Below are 20,709 nucleotides of genomic sequence, written 5' to 3'. Positions count from 1 at the left end.
AGGCGCGGACTGTCAGTCCAGGCCGTCGAACGCCGACATGGGGACGGCCGCCTTCACCAGCGTCTCGGTGTACTCCGCCTCTGGATCCGACAGGAGGGTGATCGCGCCGCCGACTCCGAATGTCGCGGCGCTCCTCTCTAGGACCAGCGTCCTGATCACGACACTCAGGTCTGCACGGCCGTCGAGTGAGACCCAACCCAGGATCCCTGAGTAGATGCCTCGGGGCTCCTCCTCCAGCGCCGCCAGGATCTCCATGCTGCGCAACTTCGGGGCGCCGGTCATGGACCCGGGTGGAAATGCCATCCGGATGCAGTCCACGGCAGTAACCTCCTCCCGCAGCCGCGACTCGATCGTGCTCACCATCTGATGGACCGTAGAGAAGGCATGCACGCCGAACAGTTCGACAGGCCGTACGGACCCGATCTCGGAGACGCGGCTGAGATCGTTCCGCATCAAGTCGACGATCATGAGATTCTCTGCGAGCTCCTTCTCATCGATCGCGAGTTCGCGCCCCAGCGCCACGTCCTCGGCCTCTGAGGCGCCCCGTCGTCTAGTTCCCTTGATCGGACTCACCAGCACACGCCGGTCCCCGGAGATGGTCATGAACCGCTCGGGCGAGGCGGACAAGACGGAGAACTCGGGGTTCCGCAGAAAGGCGCCGTACGGCACCGGGCTGGCGGACCGGAGCTGGTCGTAGGTCGCCGATTCATCGAACTCACCGGCTATCCGCGCGGTATTCGTCAGACAGAGTTCATAGGACTGACCGCTGGTAAGATAGTCCTGGCACCTTACGATCTTGGACAGATATGCCGCCTTGCTGTCCCGAAACGAGACATGCCCCGATCTCACAGGAGGTGGGGATCCGTTGTCGCGGAGCGGCGCTGCCCGCACCTCCTCCACCATGCGGGCAGCGCTCTCGAACCACACCTGCCCCGCCGCCTGTGTCCCCAGGCCGGGACCGGAAGCGGCCAGCAGGTACACATGGCCGTCCCGGTGGTCAACGACTACATAACGGTTGGTGAGCAGGAACCGAGCGTCGGGTAGCCGCGAGTGTTGGGAGACAGTCATGCCCTCGGTGACCGCGCGCAGCTCGTATCCGAAGTAGCCGACGAAGCCGGGCCGGAACTCGAAGGGCAACAGGTTTTCCTCGGCCACCCGCACGACGCTCTGCTGATCCTTGAGGAAGGTAAAGATATCGGTATCGACGTGCCGAACCGTGCCGTCGTGGCCCGTCACCGTGGTGCGGCACTCCGCCAGCCGGTAAGTGACGGTCGTCGTGGTGGCGCTGGGGAAGCCCCCGAGCACCGAGAACCGCCCCTCGCCGACATCGGAGCTGTCCAGCCAGAAGGCCTCCGCCGACGAGCCGCAGAAAGCGTGGAACAGGGCCTGCGCGTCGACTTCGCCTTCTAGGCGCACCCAGGCGCAGTCGACCGCGCCGCTAGCTCCGAGAGGCTCGTCTTGAGACTGCTCGTCGCCTCTGACGATCTCCACGAAGTTTCGCAGTAGCACTCTCCCGTCGTCGCTAAGGATCGACTCCGGGTGGAACTGCACACCCCACACCGCCCGGCCGCAGTGTCGGATCGCCATCGCGACGCCGTCCTCGTCCTCAGCTATGACCTCTAACGGCGCCTCGACGCCCGATACAGCCAGTGAGTGGTATCGAACGGCAGAGAACACCTCGTTCATCCCTCGGAAGAGGCGGTCACCGTTGTGATACACCCGGGAGGTCCTCCCGTGCATGATCCGGGGCGCGGGCCCGACCTTCGCCCCATAGACGCTGCCGATCAGCTGATGGCCGAGGCAGACGCCAAGGATTGGCTTGTCAACCGATGTCACCACCGTGCGGGAGATGCCCACGTCGCCCGGCACATCAGGGTGACCAGGACCTGGCGATATCACGACCCCGTCGAACGTCTCCAAGACCTCCGGCGAGAGCGGGTCGTCGTTCTTCACCACGACGCATTCGACACCTGGTATCTCACTCAGATACATCCAAATATTGTGGGTGAAGGAGTCGTAGTTGTCGACGAGAAGAATGCGCGTCATTGGTTCCTCCCAACAACCCCTGCGCCAAGCAGCGCGGGCAGCTTATGCCTCATGATCTTTCCGCTGGCCGTTCTGGGGATCTCTGGAACTAGCGTCCAACGCTTCGGTACGCGGAAGGGGTCGAGGTCGCGACGGAGCCGCTCCCGGAGCTTGGTGGGCCGGAGGTCCGCACCGTCGGCTGGGGAAGTGAGCACCACGAGTGCGGTCAAGGTGGAGACCCCTTCGACCAGGGGTGCGAGCACCGCGCAGTCCTCGATGCCGGCGTCGCCGCGGATGGCCGACTCGATCTCTATCGCAGACACAGAGATTCCGCCGACGTGCACGAAGTCGTCCGCGCGGCCGACCACGACGAGGCCGCCGTTATCGGCCCAGTACCCGTAGTCCTTCGTCTCCAGCCAGCCGTCGGACAGAAGCGGTTCTGGTCCGTTCGCTGTGATTGCGGTGGCTGGAATGGTCGGGCCGGATACCCACACCGAACCAATCTTGTGCTCGGACCCCCCGGCCGGCAGCGGCCTATCAGGGTCAGCGCGCAGTGCAACATCGTATCCCGGGCAGACCCGGCCCGCCGTGCCCGCGGCCTGCCGTGCCAGGCCGTTCGCGCAGAAGGCGTTGCCGACCTCCGTGGAGCCGATCTGGTTCAAGACTGGTACCTGCCACCGGTCTTCGATTCGCGCCGCCACAGCGTCAGGCAGGGGCTCGCCCGCAGAAACGACTGCCCGCAGGCTTGCCGGAGTATCGATGGCCGAGCTTTCGATGTGATCAGCGAGTCTGGCAAGCGCCGAGGGTACGGAGAAGGCCACGGTCGCGCCGTACTGGCACAGCGCGTCGGCGAACGTCACCTCGTTCCTGCGCTCTCGGCTCAGCACCACCGACGCTCCACTGAACAGCGGGTAGACGAATTGGTTGTTGAACCCATACGTAAAGTAGTACTGGGACAGCGACACGATGATGTCCGTTGCCTGCAGGTCCAGCCCGTCCGCGCCGCAGACGGCGTCGTGAAAGAAGGGCAAGTCGGTGCTCGCATGGGCGACCGCCTTGGGATTTCCTGTAGTTCCAGAGCTGAAGAGGTAGTAGCGCGACGCTCCGGAAGCTGCCCAGTCCCTCTCGTCCCACTCGTGGACACCCGTCTCCGGGAGTTCGCGCCTCTCCACGAGCAGCTCCCCACCCTGACACGAGACGACGTGTCTGGTAGGCAGAATCCCGAGCATCCGGGACCGCGATCGCTCGTCCAGGTCCGGGTTCACGACCAGCGGAACGGCACTGAGCGCCTGCAGAGCGAGGAAGGCGGACATCCACGCCGGTCGGTCGCCCACCAGGAGGCCGACGTGGTCGCCCGCACCGATCCCATGTCGGGAGAAGTCCTCCGCGAGTGCCCGCGCCTCGGCATGCACCTCGCAGTGCATGTACGTCTCTCCTGTCGTTTCGTCGATGACAGCAGCCACCTCCGTCCATCCGCCTTTCTCCGCGAGCTGCTGGGCCAAGGTAAAGGTGTCGCTGGTCATGGCTCTCCTCGCTTCATAGATGGGGCGTCATTCGGCCGTGTCAATTGACTGTGGGGCTTGCCGCTGCCTCCCGCGGTCTTCATCGAGAGCGAGTGCCGCGGCGATGGAATCGGCCAAGGTGAACTGCGGTGTCCAGCCCAGCTTTGCCCGCGCCCGTGCGATATCCGCGCGCTGCCAGGTCGGTCCCGTGCGTACTCCGACCGCACTGCACCTGAACCGGTAGGGAATTCCGGTATGTTCCGTAAGAGCGTCGAAGAGCTGGGCGATCGTGGTTCCGATGCCGGACGCCGCGTTGTAGACGGCCACGGCCGGCCGGGGAGTTCCCGCGGCCAGGCGCACCAGCGCAGCAACGTCTCGCACGTCGATCAGATCCCGCGCCGTCTCTGGCAGCGGGACCCCGGCTACCACTCGCGGTGCGGCCGTGCGCGCCGCAGCTCGGTAAAGCCCCACCGCCGTGGCCCAGATCCCCTGTCCTCCGTGACCCGGACCGATCACGTTGAACGCGCGGACGATCGTCAGCGGCCGGCCGGTACGGAACGCCGCGCGGACAAGATGAGAAGCCCCCTCGACCTTCGACCTGCCGTACGCTGTCACGGGGGCAAGGGCATTCCGTTCGTCGATCGAACGGCCGATGACGCCGGTGTCGCCGTACTCGTGCGAGGACCCCATGTGCACGATTGACAGCGGCGTCCCCGCCGCTTCACACGCCTCCCCGAGCCGCGCGGGCCAGACGACGTTGTCCCGACGCACCTCCGTGGGGTCCATAGACCAGGAGGCTCCCACGGCGTTGACGACCACCGCGGGTCCGCAGCGCCGCAGATAGCGTCCGAGTGCAACGGGCGACCAGTCGTCCCCGTAGTAGTAGGGCCCTTCGACCTCCCCGAACCCGCCCGTCGCGCGCCCATACCGGTCCACTCCGACACATCGCCAGCCGGCCGACATCAGAGCCGCGGTCACCTGTCGTCCGATGAATCCCCGGTAGCCGAAGACGACTGCGGTGCTCGTCATGGCGCCCCGTCAGCATTCGGCGGAGGATCGGGCGGTGTCCAACACGACATCCGCAATCTCCCTCGCGCCGTCTGTCCCCACCTTCTCCACCAAGCCGGTCCACACATCGGAGGGCAGTGCCAGACATTCCGGAATCTGCGTAGCCAGCTGGTCCCGGAAGAACCGGCGCGTCGAGTCCGCCCGGTGGGCCAGGCCGTCCGCGATCGCCCCATAGACATAGTCGTTGCCCGCCGCCTCGGACTCCCCCGCCCTCCGAGCAACGACCACTTCGTCAACGACGTTGGCCGGCCAGTCCAGGCCGGTTTCCGCCCCGGTCGCGATCCGATGGATCTCGGCTTGCTGGAACCCGGACACGTTCTGCGGGGGAAGCCGGATCAATGGCGTACCTGTGGAGCTCGCCTCCAGCAGACTCATCAGTCCCGGCTGGCTGAGGCACAGCGCGCTTCCGGCGATCCAGCTCCGGTACTCCGCGCGAGTGAGGGGGCCGAAGCGGAACTCCGCTTGTGCGAAGTACGACGCGACTATCGATTCTAAAGTCGGCCGCGGCGTGTTTCCGACGATGACAATCCTCTCGAAACCTGCGCCGATCAGGGCTTCGACGACCCCCGGCAGTACCAGGGACGGGTAAGTGGTGACGTCTCGCGTCGTTAGGCCAAGCATTCCGCCCAGCGTGACGATCGCCCGACGGTTCCCTTCGGTTCTTTTTCGGACGACATTCTCTATACCCGGCGACCGCCATGGAACCACCGCACCGATCCACCGCAGATTGCGAATACCCCGCATCCACCCAAGTGTCTCCTGGGATAGCCCTGGGAGACGCAGTGCGAGGTACTGACTCACATTCAGCGGCGGCACCGCGAGGTCTGGTCCACGCCACAGGAACGGCATGAGATCGACGAAGACCGTCCGGACCCCCGCCTCCTCAAACGCGCGGGCCGCGAATCCCTCCAACGCAACCAGAGCCACGTCAAGTTGCTGAGCCGCAGCGGCGCGCGTTAGTGCAGCGTAGTCTTTCCCGTCGAAGTCGATCCACTCGTCGACGACGTTTTCCAAGAGGTATCGACCGTACTCGCTGCCGAAGACGACGATCCGGCAGTCGCCGTACACCGTCCGCTTGATCTCGCTGATCGCAGTCTCTAGCGCTGCGTGGGGCCCCCAGCCGAAGTTCACGCCGAGGACGCCGATCCGTATCTCGTCCGGAGCCCGGCTCGGGACGCTCATCTGGCGCCTCCAAAAGTCCTGAACTTCAACGCGTGCCCAACCTCCGAGCTCTCCCAGAAGCGGTCTGACTTTCGGTACGCAACACCCAGGTCGATCGACGCCGCGCAGGCCTTCTCGACGACCGTACGGCTGCCCGGATCACCCTCGACCACCTTTAGTTCGAGCAGGCTCCCCATGCCACGAATCATGGAGGATTGCGATCGGAAGGACGACGTGACTAGCACAGTGGGTCGTCGGACCGAGGCGGCGTACCCCAGTTCGAAGGCCACCCCGGCTGACGGCTGGTCGCCGAGGAGCGCACACAGGGAGTCTGCCGCATGCAGGGCGCGCAGGTCGTCACGCATGCAGTCCTCGGGCGGCAGCCCGGCTGCGCCCCAATCTTCGTTCACGTGCGAGCTGAACACTGATGCGCCAAGCTCAGTGAGACGGGTGTAGTACTCAAGAATCTCCGCCTTCCTCGCTGGCAGAAACACGCCGTCCCGGACGAAGGGGCCGAAGGTCGCCGCGAGAAAAACCTTCGGACCGGCGACACGGAGGCTGTTCATATTCTGACCGCTTTCGCTACTATGCTGCCAGCAAATCTCCCGCACTCCTCGCCCGTCGCGTAATCCCGGAATCCGACGCGCACGGACGCGAACCCGGACTTCCTCAGCAGTGCAATGACTTCAGCGGGGCGAAAGAGATGGACTTGGGTCCGCAGAACCTCGTCGCCCGCCTGATAAGCGGCGGTAAAGCTCCGCCCTCTCGGCAGTACGCAGTCCCTTATTATATTCCGCGCCACCCTGCCGCCACCGTAACTAGCCGCGTTGTAACGATTATTGACGTCGAGAACGAACGTCCCGCCGGGCTTTAGCAGGCTCCTGATCTGTCGGAGCCCGGGAACCAGTAGATCGCGAGGTACGTGGCCCAGCACGTTTGACAAGCAGGTCACAAGGTCGAACCCACCCGGGATGGCAGATGAGAGTTCCGGGTCGCCAAGCGCCAATGTCCGCACGTCGGCGACAGGGCAGTTCCGTCGGGCGAGTGCGACCATCTCGCGGCTATTGTCGATGGCAGTAACGCGATTAGGAAGAAGCTCCAGAACCAGCCGTTGCAGGCGTTCTCCGGTACCCGTACCTACGTCGAGGAGGGCAATATCCGACCGACCATTGGATACCTCGATTATTGCCTTCTCGACGGCGAAGAGGTAGCCGGCGTGGCGTCGCACATAGGATTCGTAACCGCTCGCATAGGCATCGTAAAACTGGCGGGAGGACACCGAGGACCCCTGCGGATTCGAACTGCTCGACATACGACTCCTAATTTCGGATGTAGCCGAGGCAGCTCTCGCTGTCGAACCGGCCCCAGTCCGCCGCGTGCTCCAAGCCAGCGGCAACGGTCTCCTTCGGTAGCAAACTCGTCGCCCGCAGCACGTACGCGCAAACCTCGTACAGCTGCTCGACAGACACACCGGTCGCCCAGGCTAGGTAGTAGAAAGCATCAGCCCCATGTCCGAGCGCACGGAACTCGGGGTCCGCCGTCCCCAGCACCAGATCCTCGACTGCCTGTGGTATCCGCCACGGGCCGTCCAGGCTAGGGGCCCTCCCGGTGGGAACCGCGAGGTCTTCCCACAGAGCGGAAGTAATCATGTCCCAGGGCACGAACTCGCGTGCCTGCCAAGTCTCGATCAGCTCGGCGTAGGTGTCCGTGTATTCCGTCGCCAGCACCCGCGTCGAGAAGCGCTCTGAGAGAGCCCGCGCGTCGGTGACGAGCTTTTCCCGAGCCTCCGGGGCGCGCCACAGGGTCCGAATGGCGTCCGCGATCATCTGGCCGTCCGGAACGTCCACGTACAGCGCGCCCGACTCACCGCCTAGATACTCACCGATCCCGCCCACCCGTGTGGCGATCACCGGACAGCCTGCCGCTTGAGCCTCAACGTTGACCAGTCCACCGCCTTCCGATTTCGAGGCTACTACGGTGGCAAATGCACTCTTCAGCAAGGACGCTGCCTCTTCAATCGGTACTTCGCCGATGAAATGGACCCGGGAGGTCAGGCCGAGCTTCTCGGCATACGCGACTAGCTCCGAGCGCAGGCTGCCATCGCCGGCCACGATAAGGTGGAGCTCCGGGATTTCATCCCTCAGCAGACTCATGGCCTCGATCGTCCGGTCTACGGACTTCGCGGGTTCAAGCCGCCGCAGAGAAAGCACGTACGGCCCCGGGGACGTTGCATACCCATGAGGCCCCGCACCGCTGAATAGCTCGTGGTCAATGCCGACGTACAGTGTGGGCACGGGTGCCCTGTCCCCCACCAATAGTTCAGTCTGCCGGGCAAGATCGTCCGACGCTGCGTTGAGCAGGTCGGCGCGTCGCATGGCAGGCAAGACGAGATCCCGTCCGGTCATCCAGACCAGACGTGGATCGGGGTCGACCAAGTCGGGAATGTCGTAGCCGCCGACGGTCTGAATCACCGGCACCTGCCACAAACAGGCCAACAGCTCGGCGACCATCGGAAGCGGCCGCCGCAGACCGACGACGTGAATGATGTCAGGCCTCCGGACAACTTGGACAAATTCCCGCAGCCGCGCGGTGAGAGCCCTGAAATCGGAGGGCAGCACCGCGTTAGGGACTCGGTGAATATGAACCCCGTTCCGCACCTCTTCAGTCGGAGTGGTGTCGGGTACGTGTCTCGTCAGGACGTCCACATGATGTCCCTGGGCGACCAGTTGGGTCCCGATCTGGTCGATGGGGTCCTGCGCACCGCCAGTAATCGGGTAGTAGACGCTACACACGTAGAGGATGTTCATTGGCTCGGCCCATCTGCGCCGCCCTTCACCCTCTCCTCGGCCCTATATTCTTTCCCTTTTAGGCCGTAAACCTCCTCAACGGGGAAGCGGTCGATATTCACCGCCAGCTTCTTGTCCGCCGCCTCGATCAGATCGAAGTCGCAGTAACGCGCGAGACGGATTAGATAGTTGAGGATATCCGCTGCCTCGAACGACAGTCTGGCCCTGAACTCTCCGTCCGACTGCAGCCTTTCGACGACCTCGGGCTCGGTCAGCCATTGAAGCTCGGCCAAGAGTTCGCCAGCCTCCCCGCCGACAGCCATAGCGAGGCTTCGCGCTTCCTCAAACTGGTCCCAGCCCCGGTCCTGAACAAAAGTCAGGAATCGCTCGGTGTAGGCCTTGAGACGATCTGTATTCCGTCCCAGATGGGTGCTTTCACCTACGAGCCAGCCCCACTGGACCGCTACCTTTCCCTTCCCGTACGCTTCCGGGAGGAGCCCTTCGAGGGTCCACATTTTACTCTGGAAGGCAGACACCACCGCTGGGTCTACATGCTGGTGCGTGTACAGCTTATGCGTGCGCCCCGCAGCCCAGCGCTGAGCGAACCCGAGGGTCTCCGACAATGCACTCCCGGATACAGCGCTGAGCGGCATCAACTTGACCGAGCCGCCCTTCTTCGGGCCGAAGGCGACGACTGAACTGAGCACTCCAGACTCAAATCCGAGGTATAGCTCCTTGTATTTTGACTCCACAGAGCGAGAGGCTCGCCGTTCATGTCCTGCAACCAAGGAGCGGACGAAGCCGGCGTCGATGCCATCCACGAACACATCCATGCGAAAGGTCAGGAACGCTTCGAGCTCGTCGTATCTCGGCGAAGTGTACTCTTCAAACTTCAGCCGGTTTGGCGTCGTCTCGGCAGCCTCGGCCTCATCAATTGTGTAGTAGATAGCGTGCTCGACGACACCTGGCCGGTACTGGCTGTTCGACTGAGATCCGCACGTCCAGCCGCGATTCAGATAAAAGGTCTCGATCCATGAACTTGGCTCGGCGACTGTACCGTAGAGCTGTCGGATACCACGTTCTCTGGCCGCTTCGACGGACTTTTCCAAGAGCGCGGATCCGGCTCCGTTAGAGCCGCGGAAGTCGGGATTGACAATGAGGGGACTGATCTTCATCGTGCGCTGGCGCTTCTCAGCGATGTTCATGACACCGACGACCTCACCACCGTACTCGGCCACGTAGACGTGCTGTGTCTTGGAGAAGTGGCCTACGGGATCCTTGCCGCCGGCCAGGTGAGCGTCGAGGATACGGTCGGCCTGGGCGACGTGATCGCCGTCGTAGTTTCTCCTAAGTGAACCATGAAGCAGCCCGCGAATGGCCGCGCGATCCCCTTCCGTGGCGTCTCTGATGATCAGGTTCCCCGCCCCGAAGGACGACGATTCTTTGATGTCCTGCTGCACGGTCACCTGCATCTCCCTGTGTGTAACGGAATCTCAAGCAAGCTGTCGTCGACGCGCGATTGCGGCGTCCACCAGACGGTCCGGCGTGCCGACGTCGAACCATCCGGCTTCTTCCGGAACCACTACCGCGGTCAGACCTCCGTCGTCGATATAAGTCTGAAGTAACGAGGTAATCTCAAGTTCGCCGCGCTGCGACGGAACAATCGACTCCAACCTCTTCCACATCGATTCGTCGAAGGAGTAGAGTCCTGTGCAGACCTGCCCCCGTTGGTGCACGTCGCTTTTCTCGTTCACACTGACGACTGCGCCACCCATGACGCTCTCCACAACCCCAAAATCCCTGGGATCGGAGTGGTCGATCACCGCGACCGCAGCTCCACACTTGGTTTCATCGGCCTGGGATAAGATGTTTCTTGCCCAGGTGAAACTGGAGACGTAAAGCGTGTCGCCAAGAGCTACAACGATCCGCTGAAACCCTTCGAGTTCCAGGTCGTCGCGGGCGCAGGAAATCGCGCCCGCGATGCCGTTCGATTCTGTTTGGACCGCCGTACGAATCTCGATATCAGAGTACCCGAGCCAAGTTGGAATGCTCTGGTAGACCGCCTCATCGGCCGCGTTACAGACAAGCACCAGCAAGTCGACGCCGCACTCTCTCATGACGTCCAGAGAAAAGGCGATTGCCGGTCTGTCATAAACTGGCAGAAGGTGCTTGTTGACGACGCGGGTGGCCGGGAACAGGCGAGATCCGGTGCCTCCCGCCAGTATGATTCCGGCTACTCGTTCCTTTGCAGGGCTAGTTTTATCCATGTTCATACCGCCTTCTGGTCCGTAATGGGGCCGGGTCGGTCTACGGTCAGGAGTTACGGACGTGCGCGGAAAGCGTGTTAGTGAGGCTCTCGAGCACGGCGATCCGGCGGGCGATAACCTCATGCCGCACCAGCCCCGCTGTTCCGGAGTCTCGGACTCGGCGCATACCGTCCGCCAGGCACACGCGGGTCGCGTTGACCGGACCCATGGATACGACGGATGTGGGTTTCTGCTCGCCCCGTAGTCGTTCAACGACATGGCCAGGTATGTCCGGCGGCAAGGAGAACACCCGGGACAATTCCAGGCTGCAACCAGGATCCGCAACGACGATGCTGTTGCGGTAGGTATCACCGATCGCCCAGGATCCAGTGAAGATCCGACCGTCGAGCGGGTGGCTTGCGATCGCGGTGCCGGCGTCAGTGTCCGAGTCGACGAGTGGCACCGCGCTGATCGTAAGATCTTCGACCACCGCGCCGAGCTTCATCAGTGCGTCGACGCAGTAGGTGCCCAGATCCGCGGCGGCGCCACCGTGCCGGGGGTGGAGACGGAAGTTTGTTGGCTCTTGGTCCGGAATGCGGAAAACCGCGGCTACGGTCGTGGGCCCAGCACGATCCATGGCTCGCGCGCGGTCGACAAACTCCCGCCAAGCCGGGTGGTACGGGTAGGAGAGGCATTCGAAGACCGTGCGGTCGGCGGCCTGTGCCAACCGGTCCAGCTCTCTGGCATCCACCGCTCTGAGACAGGCCGGCTTCTCTACCAGGACATGTTTCCCCGCGGCCAACGCATCGCGGCAGTCTGCGAAATGCCGTCCTGTGGCGCTCGAGATGTAGACACAGTCGACGTTCCGATCGGCCATCACCGCGTCGCGGTCAGTGATTACGGTTCTCCCGGTCCGCGCCAGGGAGCGCACACCGGCGGCATGGTCGGTGCCCACGAGCAGGGGGTGGTCCGTGCAGTCGCGTTCGTTGAGTTCCCGAAGAAGCGGAGCGGTCCGTCGGGTCAAGTAAGAGGAACTCCCGATGGCGGCGATCATGGTACGAGAGTTCCGATCGCGATGAGGCTCTTCAGCATCGTTAGGCAGGTCCGTAGCTCGATGCTAAGCCGGTCTCCGCGCTGCCCCATACCTTCCAGCGCCTCCAGAAGGATCCAGCGGCCGGGGGGCCCGTCCCCCCACTCGTCTGGGTCGACCCCAGCGTGGACATCTGCGAGCAGACCCAGCCGATAATGGACGAGGGCGCCGCGGAAGCGGCCGCCCTCCTCGGTGTGGATCGCAGAGTGAATCTCTCGACAGCGCGTAAGCGCCGCCGACTCCGCGGCCATCGACCGCCGTCGTGACTCCGTCGTGTAGTCGCTGATGTCACCGCGCTGGAAGCTTGCCTCAACGCTGGGCCCGCGGATGGAACCGATGCGACCGCGGTCGGCGACCCAAAGGCGAAGGCCATCGACGTCTTCTCGGACTAGCAGGGTGACCTGTCCCATGCCGACCGGGGCTAACAACGGCTGGTCCCATGAGGCGACCTCGCGACCCTGACCTTCGATGCGATATCCCACCACGGAGAAGAAGCGGCGCTGTCGATGCTCAATACCATCGCCAACTTGCCATTGCGACAATCGCCTCAGTGGGAGACGTTTCACGGTTGACAAAGGGACCTGCCAGCCGTTTTTGGGGCCACTCGGTAGGGGACTGAGACATTCAGGTGACGCGATGGCCTCCACTGGCCACATCGATAGAACCGATCGCAGATCCATGTTGATAAGCCGACTCTCCAGGACCGATTCTAATAGAATAGGCATTGGGACCCAGGCGCTTTGCGCCACTGTCAAACTTATCTCATCGGCCATCTTCGCATCGATCAAGATGATGCGATTTCGGTTGACCTTTCCTAGGAACCAGGATTCTTGCTCTCGCTGCACTGCGTCAGCGAGCGTGCAGACCTCCTCAGAGAGAGATATCTCCACAGCGGGAACTCGGGTACCGCCGTGCGCCGCTTCATAATTGCTTCGGGTCGCTTGGACCGTGGGGGCGACCTCGATACCATCCGGAGTGCCAGGCTCGAACTTAAACGTGACCAGCCCATGCAGTTCCCCATCGATGAGTGTGACGAATAGACATAGCATGCCGACTTCGGCCTGTTCGATAAGAGGCTGCTCATGCAGTCCATCGGAGTCAGACAGGCCTCGTGCACCTATGACCCGGAAGAAGCGGCCTGTCCGATGCGCGAAGGCACCGTCATCCGTCATCGACCATGAGCGCAGTCTGTCCAGCGGGACAGGGCGAACGTACGCGGCGAGCGCACTCCTCCGGAGCAGGCACTCCGAGCGCAATTCTTGCACGCTGTCGATTATCTGCACACGGGGCTTTCTAAAGCCTCGCGTTGCATTCGTCGCCATCATGCACACATCACTGAGTCGCTTAGCCGATCGCAAACGTAATCGACCTCGTCAAGGCGAATGAGGGGGTGGATAGGGAGGCAGATTACATCACGCGAGAATAATTCCGCTACGGGAGTCGCGCGTGAAGCGCGCAAGGGAAACTCGCCAAGCGGCCGGAAATATATCTCAGACTCAACTCCGGCGGCGTCGAGATCTTTCCGGACCCGTTCCCGGTCTTTCACAAGGACAGGGACGGCAAAACCCCCAGTCCGGTCACATCCCCCGGCCTCCCGAACGAGCTCCACCGGAGTCCCTGCCAGTCGCTCACGGTACCGCTGCACGATCGACCAGCGCTTGTGCAAATTGTCCGGCAGGCTCGCCAGCTGACCAAGTCCGACCGCCGCGGCGATGTCCCCCATGTTGTATTTAAACCCGAGTTCGGGGATGTCGTACGGTTTCGCCCAGGTCCTGGTTCTCATGTCGATACCGAGTCGGCGCAACCGCTTCGCCCGCTCCGCGGACTGCCGGTCGTTAAACGTGACGCAGCCTCCCTCGCCGAGAGCGAGAGCTTTTGTCGCATGGAAAGAGTAGGCTTGAATGTGCGGCGACTCGCTCATAGACCGCCCCTCCCACACCGTTCCGATGGCGTGAGCACAGTCTTCGATTACCGGCACGCCGTACTTCTTGGATATCTCGTCCAAGCCGGCTATGTCACACGGGATACCCGAGTAATGGACTGCTATGACGGCGCCAACGTTCGGCTCTGAGTCAAGTATCTCCCGCACCGAGTTTAGGTCGATATTGCCCGTCGCGCGTTCGATATCGGCGAGAACTACGCGACATCTGTGTTGAAGCGCGACCGCAGCCGTAGAGACGAACGTGTTAGCGGGAACAATGATAGCGCAGCCCTCTGGGACGTTAGCCACCACTAGTGCAAGATGCAGAGCTGCCGTTCCAGAGTTTACAGCGACTGGGTGCTTGCCGATCCAGGCCGAATGCGCCAGCTCGTCTTCAAACTGCTTCGTGACGGGCCCTAGACCGATCCATCCGGACTCCAGAACCTGCCGGAGGATCTCCAGTGAGGACAGGTCGACTTGCGGGTGATACATTCTGATTCCGCCATTGGGCGGGACTGACTGCATCCTCACGAGCCCCCTTGTGCCATCCGTGATTAACACAATCCAGAAAGGCGTTAGCGCACACGCCTGCTCTACTTCTCAGGGTAAGGTGAAGCCCCCCGCCACCCTTCCCCCTGCCGGCAAGGCAACCGTACTCTATACCGGCTGTGATAAAACGTAAAGCATCGGCCTAGAGTTCCGCATGAGTTGTGCTGCGACCTGCACTTATGACAGGCGCGCCTGGCGCAGGTCACGGGGCAGCTGCTTGGGCATGCCCCTTGCCTGAGCGTCTGCCGCGCCGCGCCGGACCGATCAGCTTGCGACCGGCCGACCTGCTCCCCACCGCAGGCTTGCCCAGGCCAGCGATCCGAGGTCCGCCTAGTACTACAGTCGCGTTTATGGGTTGTGGCTGCGGTGTTGGTAGTGGTGCTGTTGGGCGGTGTGTTGGTGTCTTCGTCGCCAGCGTGAGCGGCGCAGCACGTGGCCGGGGTCGGCGATCGTGTCCAGTGCGAGGGTGGCGATGAGGTGGCGGATCTCGGGCAGGCTCAGCGCGATGAGCTCGCCGCTGTCGGCGTGGAGAGCCCCCTTTTTGACCGTGTCACGGTGAGGAAGGCGTGCGCGAGCATGGAGAGAGTGATGTGCCGGTACCAGCCGGTGTATTGCCGGACTTGGTAATGATCGAGGCCGGTCTGGCCTTTCGCGGTCTGGAAGGTCTCCTCGATCGCCCACCGCGCGCCGGCGACCCGGGCCAGCTCGCTGAGCGCGACTCGCTTGGGCGTGTGGCAGAGGTAGTACGCCAGCTCTGAGGGGGCAGTCAGGCTGCGGCGGGCCAGCAGCCAGTACTCGGCGTCGGGATCGCGTTCCCCGTTGATCCGCGCCCGCGCCCACGCGTAGCGACGGTCGCCCTTCGATCCGGCGCCGGCTGACCTGCTGCGCCACGCGGTGGCCGGCAGTCCTGCGATGAGCGCGTCGGCCCGGTACTCGCTCCCGATGATCGACGAGGTGGTCTTGGCGATCACGCGCTGGTTGGAGGGGATCGCGAGCACGTAGCTCATCTGACGGTCTTCGAGGCTCTTGCGGAGCCGGTAGTGCTGTCCGTAGACGGCATCGCCGGTCACCCACGACGCCGGAACCCCGCCGTCGATCGCGCGGGCGATCATCTCGACCGCCAGCTCGGGCTTGGTGCGGAACTCACGATCAGCAGGGATCCCCGCACGGTCACATCGGGGGCGATCCTCGGTCCACGCCTTCGGCAGATACAGCTCCCCGTCCAGGAACGTCCGCCCATGCGGCGTCGCATAGGTCAGGAACACACCGACCTGCGCGTTCTCAATCCGACCCGCCGTGCCGGTGTATTGCCGCGCGACACCCGCCGACCGGTCTCCCTTCTTCAGGAACCCGGTCTCGTCGACGACGAGGATCCCAGCCCGGTCGCCCAGGTGCGCAACGACATACGTGCGCAGATCGTCCCGCACTGCATCGGGATCCCAGTCCGTCGTCGACAGCAGCCGCTGCATCGGATCCGGCACCGGCTGACCGGCCTGCTCGGAGATCGTCCACGAGTTCTTCCGCTCCCGCTCCGAGAGCAGCCCCCGCACATACGCGACCGCGTTCGCCCGCGGCTCCGAACGCGCGAACCGCGACCCAATCAACCGCGCGATCTCGTCCAGACCCGCCGCCCACTCCCGCACATCCGCCACACCAATATCGTCACCCACCGCCAAGGGTTAACACAGTCACGAACACCAGAACCGGAAACACACCGATCACCCTCAACATAAACGCGACTGTAGTACTAGGCCAGGGGTCCGCCCCTCTGCGGCGGCACCGAGGCGCAGACTTCCCGCGGATCCGGCGCCGGTCACGATTCTGCGCAATGCAGGCCGAGGGGAACTCGCCGCCAACCTCGCTGCGGAGATGGCTCTCGATCCTCGGACCGCATCGGCGGTGTGGATGTCGGTGCGCCGCGTCGTCGGGGCTTGGACCGATCCCCGGGTCCGGAAGCTGATCAGCCCTGCCCACGGGCACGGTCTGGACGTTCGCCGCTTCATCGCACAGGGCGGTTCGCTGTTCCTGATCGCCGACCAGCAGCAGGCGGCCGAGGCGGTTCCGGTCCTGACAGCTCTGGCCGAACACTGGCTGCGGACAGCTCAGGAGATGGCCATGGACTTCCCTGCCCGGCGCGTCGACCCGCCTGTGACGGTGGTGTTCGACGAGCTCGCCAACGGCACTCCTGTCCCCCGCCTCGCTGAGGTGATCTCCGACGCCGCAGGTCGAGGCGTGATCATCCACTGGTCGGCGCAGTCGCTTGCTCAGCTGGAACGCCTGTTCGGCCCGGTGGGTTCTCGGGAGGTTCTGGACAACACCGTCAGTCTCAGTGTGTGGGGCGGGATCAAGGACGATCGGACACTGCACGCGTTGTCCGACCTCTGCGGCACACACGAGACGTATCGGCGCCAGAGCCACACCGACGGCCTGTTCAGCAGTGCGCGCCACTCGCTCAGCAGCGAGACCACCCCGGTCCTTCGCCCCGGCGACATCCGCAAGCTTCCACCGGGTCGCGTGCTGGTGGTTCACCGCGGCATGCCGGTGTTCATCGCCGACGCCATCGACGTCACGGATCGATCCGACTATTCGGACATCGCCACCGACACCGCCATCCTGCGGGAGAGATCCAGCATCCCGATCGATGCTCGCGGCTACCGGTCGGTTCACTCCGCGTAGGCGCGCTCGGCTGGTACCGGGTGCTGGCGGGCGGAGGAGTACAGCTCGTCCACCTTGACGAGGAGACCGAAGGCGTACATATGTTCGACGAACAAATGTTCGATTAATGAGCGGCGCGCGGATGACGCCCACCTACATAAGGGCGTGAGCAGGGTCTGCCACGATGGAAGGGATCCGAAGTACCACCTGCCAGGTGGGAAGCAGACGGAGGGATTCTCCATGGCCCGCGTACATGTCGTCGCAAATCAGAAGGGCGGCGTCGGGAAGACGACCGTCACGGTCAACCTGGCCGCGGTCGTCGCGGACACTCTGGGCGGTACCGCAGAATCGTCGCCGGTTCTGGGTGTGTCCACTGACCCACAGGCCTCGATGCTGGAATGGGCGCAGCGAGTCGGGGACCACCTGCCATTCGACTTCGAGCAGTGCCACGACAATCCGCAGTTGCTCGGCAAGCTGCGGGAGATCAAGCAGTACTCACACATCTTCGTCGACACCCCGGGGAGCCTGGAGGACGAGTCGATCCTGCAGACCGTCCTGACACAGGCCGATGATGTCATCGTCCCGCTGGAGCCCGAGCCGATGTCGTTCTCGCCGGCGACGCGCTCCATCCAGCGAGTCATCGAGCCCGCGGGTGTCCCGTGGCGCGTGCTGCTCAATAACTGGGATCCCCGCGACGGGACGGGCGACCTCGATCAGACTCGCGAGTATGTGGCCGCGAAGAAGTGGCCTGTGTTCAACACGGTCATCCGGCACTACAAGCTCCACACACGTGCCTCAGCCGAGGGGGTCACCGTGGTCCAGTACGCAAAGAACCGCGTGGCCCTCGAAGCGCGACAGGACTTCTTCAAACTCGCCCTGGAGGTCCTCGGCACTGGTGGTGAAGGGCCGCGGCACGCGAGCGGTGTAAACGACGTTTACACCCCGGGCGAGGGCTGAGCCGTGGGTAAGCGCGTCAACCTGGCAGAGCTCGCCCGGGAAGAGGTGCCCGAGAGCTACTCGGCCCGCGCGCCAGTCGAAGCATCGGTCGCCCCGGCGTCACCGCCGCCGACTGCCCCCCAACCTGTCGTGGAAACCGATCCCGGTCCGGCCACATCGATGCTCCCGGTCGGGGACATCGTGTCCAACCCGCTCAACCAGCGCGCGGCCGCAGACGAAGAAGATGCCGAGTTCTACGAGCTCGTCGCGACGATCGGCAATCACGGGGTTCTGCAGCCCATCGTCGTCTGCTCGGCTCCCGCGTTCGTCGATCGGTACCCCGAGCAGCAGACCGCTGTGGGCAGCGCCCGTTGGGTAGCGCTGATCGGCAATCGCCGGCTTCGCGCCGCTGGCGTGGCCGGGTTGCAGCAGATCCCGGCTCTGGTCAACGACGACCGGGTCGCCTCGATGTATGAGGTCATGCTGGTGGAGAACAGCCACCGCAAGGCCCTCGGCCCACTCCATGAGGCAGAGGCGATGAAGCGTCTCCTCGACGAGGCGAACATCAGCCGGCGGGCCTTGTCGACACGGATCGGACGCACTCCGATGTATGTCAGCCAGCGGATGGCCCTGCTGGATCTGATTCCTCCGCTGCGGGATGCACTCGAGACCGGGACGCTCAAGCTCGAACAGGCCCGCCAGTTCGGCACTCTGCCGGTACCGGAGCAGGAGGCCATTGCCGCTGCCGGCCCCCCGTACCGGCGGCGGCCGGCGGGAGGGGCCGTGGCGAACTCTGAGTCGCCGAGGCGCACGCGCCGCAGCATCGCGGTGTCGAGCCCGGCTCGCGCCGCTGCGTCGATCCGAGAGGTGTTCACCGAGACCGAACGTGCCGAGCTCGTCCGTCTTCTTCTCGAATCCACCACTGCGCCTGACGCCAGTCCTGCGGAGTGACGACGTAGGACGAGTCAGATCCTCTGGCTCCGAAGTACAACGGCACCGACATAGGGCCTGGGTGTAAACGACGTTTACACCCAGGCCCTTTTCGCTGCCCACTCGATCCTTCCGATCGACCGCCGCAGGTGCCGGCACACATGCGATCGGCTCGTGCCGACGGCTCGCACCAAGGATGCGCAGGTTCGCCATAGAGCGAACCCACGGCCTGCCTAACCCCAACCAGTGCAGCCGCGAGGTCGATAGCGGCCCCCGCCTCGGGCGGAGGGGCCTGGACACGGACCTGACGTCACTTCGGCAGTGGTGGACGCAAGGACAAGGCCGTCTGCCCAAGGCCAATTCGGGCTGCCGATCGGGTCAGCGTTTGCCCAGCAGCTCGTGGCCAGTAAACGACGTTTACACCGTCCTGCACACTCGCGACTTCGCCCGAACGCGGGACGCCAAGCAGCAGCGCCGCCTTCGACGGCCGGGGTCCAGTGCTGAATCGCCACAGAGCCGCCGCGCGTCCCCACGCGCTGCTGACCGAGGCCGGCGCGGCCCGGCAACGCGCTTGGAGTGGCCGGGCTAGCTAGCCCGCCCGACCTCTGCCCTGTCTTCCCTCGCATCGACGGCGGTGTGGACCTCGCACTGACGTCCGGCATCAGTCACGTCAAAGCGCTTCCGTCTCCGACGGTTATGCCTTGCCAGGTGCCCACCCACTATTGCGACGACTGTTCGCTGCACCAGAGCGCGCCGACCAGATCTCCCCACACACTTCCCCTACCGGTCGGCGGCATCAGCTACACACCCAGCACAACCGCCCGTCTCGCTCGTTGTCGATGCAACCGGTCGGTCCGGCAGTCACAGACAGAGTATTTGCGATATACTATCTCTTACTGGAGGCTATGGTGCCTACCTGGGCGGGAAGGCGCCGAACCGGCTAGTTCTGACCTCCGACTGCAGCTCTTGCCATAGTCTGGAGGAGGACTCACACCGGCGCTTACAGCGCCTTCGGGACCAGCGGCAAGACAAGGAGGCCGGGATGATTCGTGGTCGTTTTGGCGATACCCACGTCGCCCCGGTGCCGCTCTTCGATGTCAGTGATCCACATGCGTCGCCGCCAGCTGACTCCCATGAAGTGCAGTTCCGCATCCCTCTCTCGCTCTCGGCGATGCTCGACAGCATGGCCACAGCAGGCTTGGACCAGGACGTCGCGGCGTGGGGGGCGGCTTACACGCAGCTGGTGCAGGACCAGGTTCTGCGTCGTGTGCAGGAGGCGTGTGGCTACGCGGCGGATCCCGCGAGCCCCGATGTCGGTCGGCCGGCGCGCCTGGAGCTGGCGGCGGTGGTAGAGACCGCGGTGCCGGGGATCGACGCGGCGCGGTGGCACTGTCACGTCTACATCGGGTCGACAGCGTGTGTGCTGGCCACGGGGGAGCGGTTCCCTGTGTATGCATCCCAGATCGAGCGGGGTGTCTTCGGCCTTGCCCACAGTTTCCACAACGCTGACGTGCGGGAGCTCGCGGAGCGTGAGTTCGGCGTGACATGGAGTCGTCCTCGGCCGAGCGCCAAGCTGGACGAGATCGTTGATCCGCCGTGGCACGAGCACGTCGATCCTTCGGCTGTCCGTGGTGTGTGTCCGGGGCCGTGGGATGTCCAGGGTGTGCGGGTCGTGGCCGACGAGGAGAGCCTGCGTCTTGCGGCGAAACAGGAAGTGTTTCTGCGCGCCGAGTTGGAGCGGCGGGCGACCGAGCCCGAGCCGGCACCGCCGTCGCTGATGGAGCGCTACGCCGAGTTGCTCGGTGATACGGCGGTGTCACCGCGGTCTCGCTGACCGGGG

Annotated in this window: 17 protein-coding genes; 4 read left to right on the top strand and 13 right to left on the bottom strand. The window is 64.0% G+C overall.

Features of this window, described 5'->3' with window-relative positions; translation table 11 throughout:
• Nucleotides 1-12 precede the first annotated feature (12 nt).
• The 13 genes from pabB to KPL60_RS21265 all read right to left on the bottom strand — a co-directional run bounded on the left by pabB (nucleotide 13) and on the right by KPL60_RS21265 (nucleotide 16,000).
• The gene (gene pabB, locus KPL60_RS21325; protein ID WP_226366964.1) at nucleotides 13-2,046 is read right to left on the bottom strand and encodes an aminodeoxychorismate synthase component I; all 2,034 of its coding nucleotides are present in this window, start codon (nucleotides 2,044-2,046) and stop codon (nucleotides 13-15) included.
• The gene (locus KPL60_RS21320) at nucleotides 2,043-3,548 is read right to left on the bottom strand and encodes a class I adenylate-forming enzyme family protein (RefSeq protein WP_226366963.1); all 1,506 of its coding nucleotides are present in this window, start codon (nucleotides 3,546-3,548) and stop codon (nucleotides 2,043-2,045) included. Before KPL60_RS21320 ends, pabB begins: the two co-directional genes overlap by 4 nt.
• 27 nt (nucleotides 3,549-3,575) lie before the next feature.
• Nucleotides 3,576-4,556 (bottom strand): NAD(P)-dependent oxidoreductase, encoded by a 981-nt coding sequence (locus KPL60_RS21315; protein WP_226366962.1) that lies wholly within the window; start codon nucleotides 4,554-4,556, stop codon nucleotides 3,576-3,578.
• A gap of 9 nt (nucleotides 4,557-4,565) precedes the next feature.
• Nucleotides 4,566-5,777, bottom strand: a complete 1,212-nt coding sequence (locus tag KPL60_RS21310) for a hypothetical protein (RefSeq protein WP_226366961.1) — start codon at nucleotides 5,775-5,777, stop codon at nucleotides 4,566-4,568.
• Complete coding sequence (locus KPL60_RS21305) at nucleotides 5,774-6,322, bottom strand: nucleoside 2-deoxyribosyltransferase (protein WP_226366960.1); 549 nt, start codon at nucleotides 6,320-6,322, stop codon at nucleotides 5,774-5,776. Before KPL60_RS21305 ends, KPL60_RS21310 begins: the two co-directional genes overlap by 4 nt.
• Nucleotides 6,319-7,035: a bifunctional 2-polyprenyl-6-hydroxyphenol methylase/3-demethylubiquinol 3-O-methyltransferase UbiG gene (locus KPL60_RS21300; RefSeq protein ID WP_226366959.1), complete on the bottom strand. Its 717-nt coding sequence runs from the start codon at nucleotides 7,033-7,035 to the stop codon at nucleotides 6,319-6,321. Before KPL60_RS21300 ends, KPL60_RS21305 begins: the two co-directional genes overlap by 4 nt.
• Nucleotides 7,036-7,075: 40 nt before the next feature.
• Entirely contained in the window at nucleotides 7,076-8,563 is a 1,488-nt protein-coding gene (locus KPL60_RS21295) for a glycosyltransferase family 4 protein (protein WP_226366958.1), read from the bottom strand.
• Nucleotides 8,560-10,008 (bottom strand): GNAT family N-acetyltransferase, encoded by a 1,449-nt coding sequence (locus KPL60_RS21290; RefSeq protein ID WP_226366957.1) that lies wholly within the window; start codon nucleotides 10,006-10,008, stop codon nucleotides 8,560-8,562. The genes KPL60_RS21295 and KPL60_RS21290 overlap by 4 nt, the downstream gene beginning before the upstream one ends.
• 27 nt (nucleotides 10,009-10,035) lie before the next feature.
• A complete protein-coding gene (locus KPL60_RS21285; protein WP_226366956.1) occupies nucleotides 10,036-10,815 on the bottom strand; it encodes a sugar phosphate nucleotidyltransferase in 780 nt (259 codons plus the stop codon).
• Nucleotides 10,816-10,855: 40 nt separating this feature from the next.
• Complete coding sequence (locus KPL60_RS21280; RefSeq protein WP_226366955.1) at nucleotides 10,856-11,842, bottom strand: Gfo/Idh/MocA family protein; 987 nt, start codon at nucleotides 11,840-11,842, stop codon at nucleotides 10,856-10,858.
• Entirely contained in the window at nucleotides 11,839-13,200 is a 1,362-nt protein-coding gene (locus KPL60_RS35170; RefSeq protein WP_226367076.1) for an NDP-hexose 2,3-dehydratase family protein, read from the bottom strand. The genes KPL60_RS21280 and KPL60_RS35170 overlap by 4 nt, the downstream gene beginning before the upstream one ends.
• Nucleotides 13,200-14,324: a DegT/DnrJ/EryC1/StrS aminotransferase family protein gene (locus KPL60_RS21270; RefSeq protein ID WP_226367075.1), complete on the bottom strand. Its 1,125-nt coding sequence runs from the start codon at nucleotides 14,322-14,324 to the stop codon at nucleotides 13,200-13,202. Before KPL60_RS21270 ends, KPL60_RS35170 begins: the two co-directional genes overlap by 1 nt.
• 521 nt (nucleotides 14,325-14,845) lie before the next feature.
• Nucleotides 14,846-16,000 (bottom strand): IS701 family transposase, encoded by a 1,155-nt coding sequence (locus tag KPL60_RS21265; protein WP_374228582.1) that lies wholly within the window; start codon nucleotides 15,998-16,000, stop codon nucleotides 14,846-14,848.
• 166 nt (nucleotides 16,001-16,166) lie between these two features.
• Here KPL60_RS21265 and KPL60_RS21260 point away from each other — a divergent pair, with 166 nt between their 5' ends.
• The 4 genes from KPL60_RS21260 to KPL60_RS21245 all read left to right on the top strand — a co-directional run bounded on the left by KPL60_RS21260 (nucleotide 16,167) and on the right by KPL60_RS21245 (nucleotide 20,703).
• Entirely contained in the window at nucleotides 16,167-17,024 is an 858-nt protein-coding gene (locus KPL60_RS21260) for a TraM recognition domain-containing protein (RefSeq protein ID WP_308016808.1), read from the top strand.
• 219 nt (nucleotides 17,025-17,243) lie between these two features.
• Entirely contained in the window at nucleotides 17,244-17,960 is a 717-nt protein-coding gene (locus KPL60_RS21255; protein WP_226366954.1) for a ParA family protein, read from the top strand.
• Between the two features lie 3 nt (nucleotides 17,961-17,963).
• The gene (locus KPL60_RS21250) at nucleotides 17,964-18,890 is read left to right on the top strand and encodes a ParB/RepB/Spo0J family partition protein (protein WP_226366953.1); all 927 of its coding nucleotides are present in this window, start codon (nucleotides 17,964-17,966) and stop codon (nucleotides 18,888-18,890) included.
• 1,021 nt (nucleotides 18,891-19,911) lie between these two features.
• Nucleotides 19,912-20,703 (top strand): hypothetical protein, encoded by a 792-nt coding sequence (locus KPL60_RS21245; RefSeq protein ID WP_226366952.1) that lies wholly within the window; start codon nucleotides 19,912-19,914, stop codon nucleotides 20,701-20,703.
• Nucleotides 20,704-20,709 lie beyond the last annotated feature (6 nt).

Source organism: Pseudonocardia sp. ICBG162 (genome assembly GCF_020496225.1).
In the GTDB taxonomy this organism is placed as follows: Bacteria; Actinomycetota; Actinomycetes; order Mycobacteriales; family Pseudonocardiaceae; genus Pseudonocardia; species Pseudonocardia alni.
This window is presented reverse-complemented; position numbering and strand designations above follow the sequence as displayed.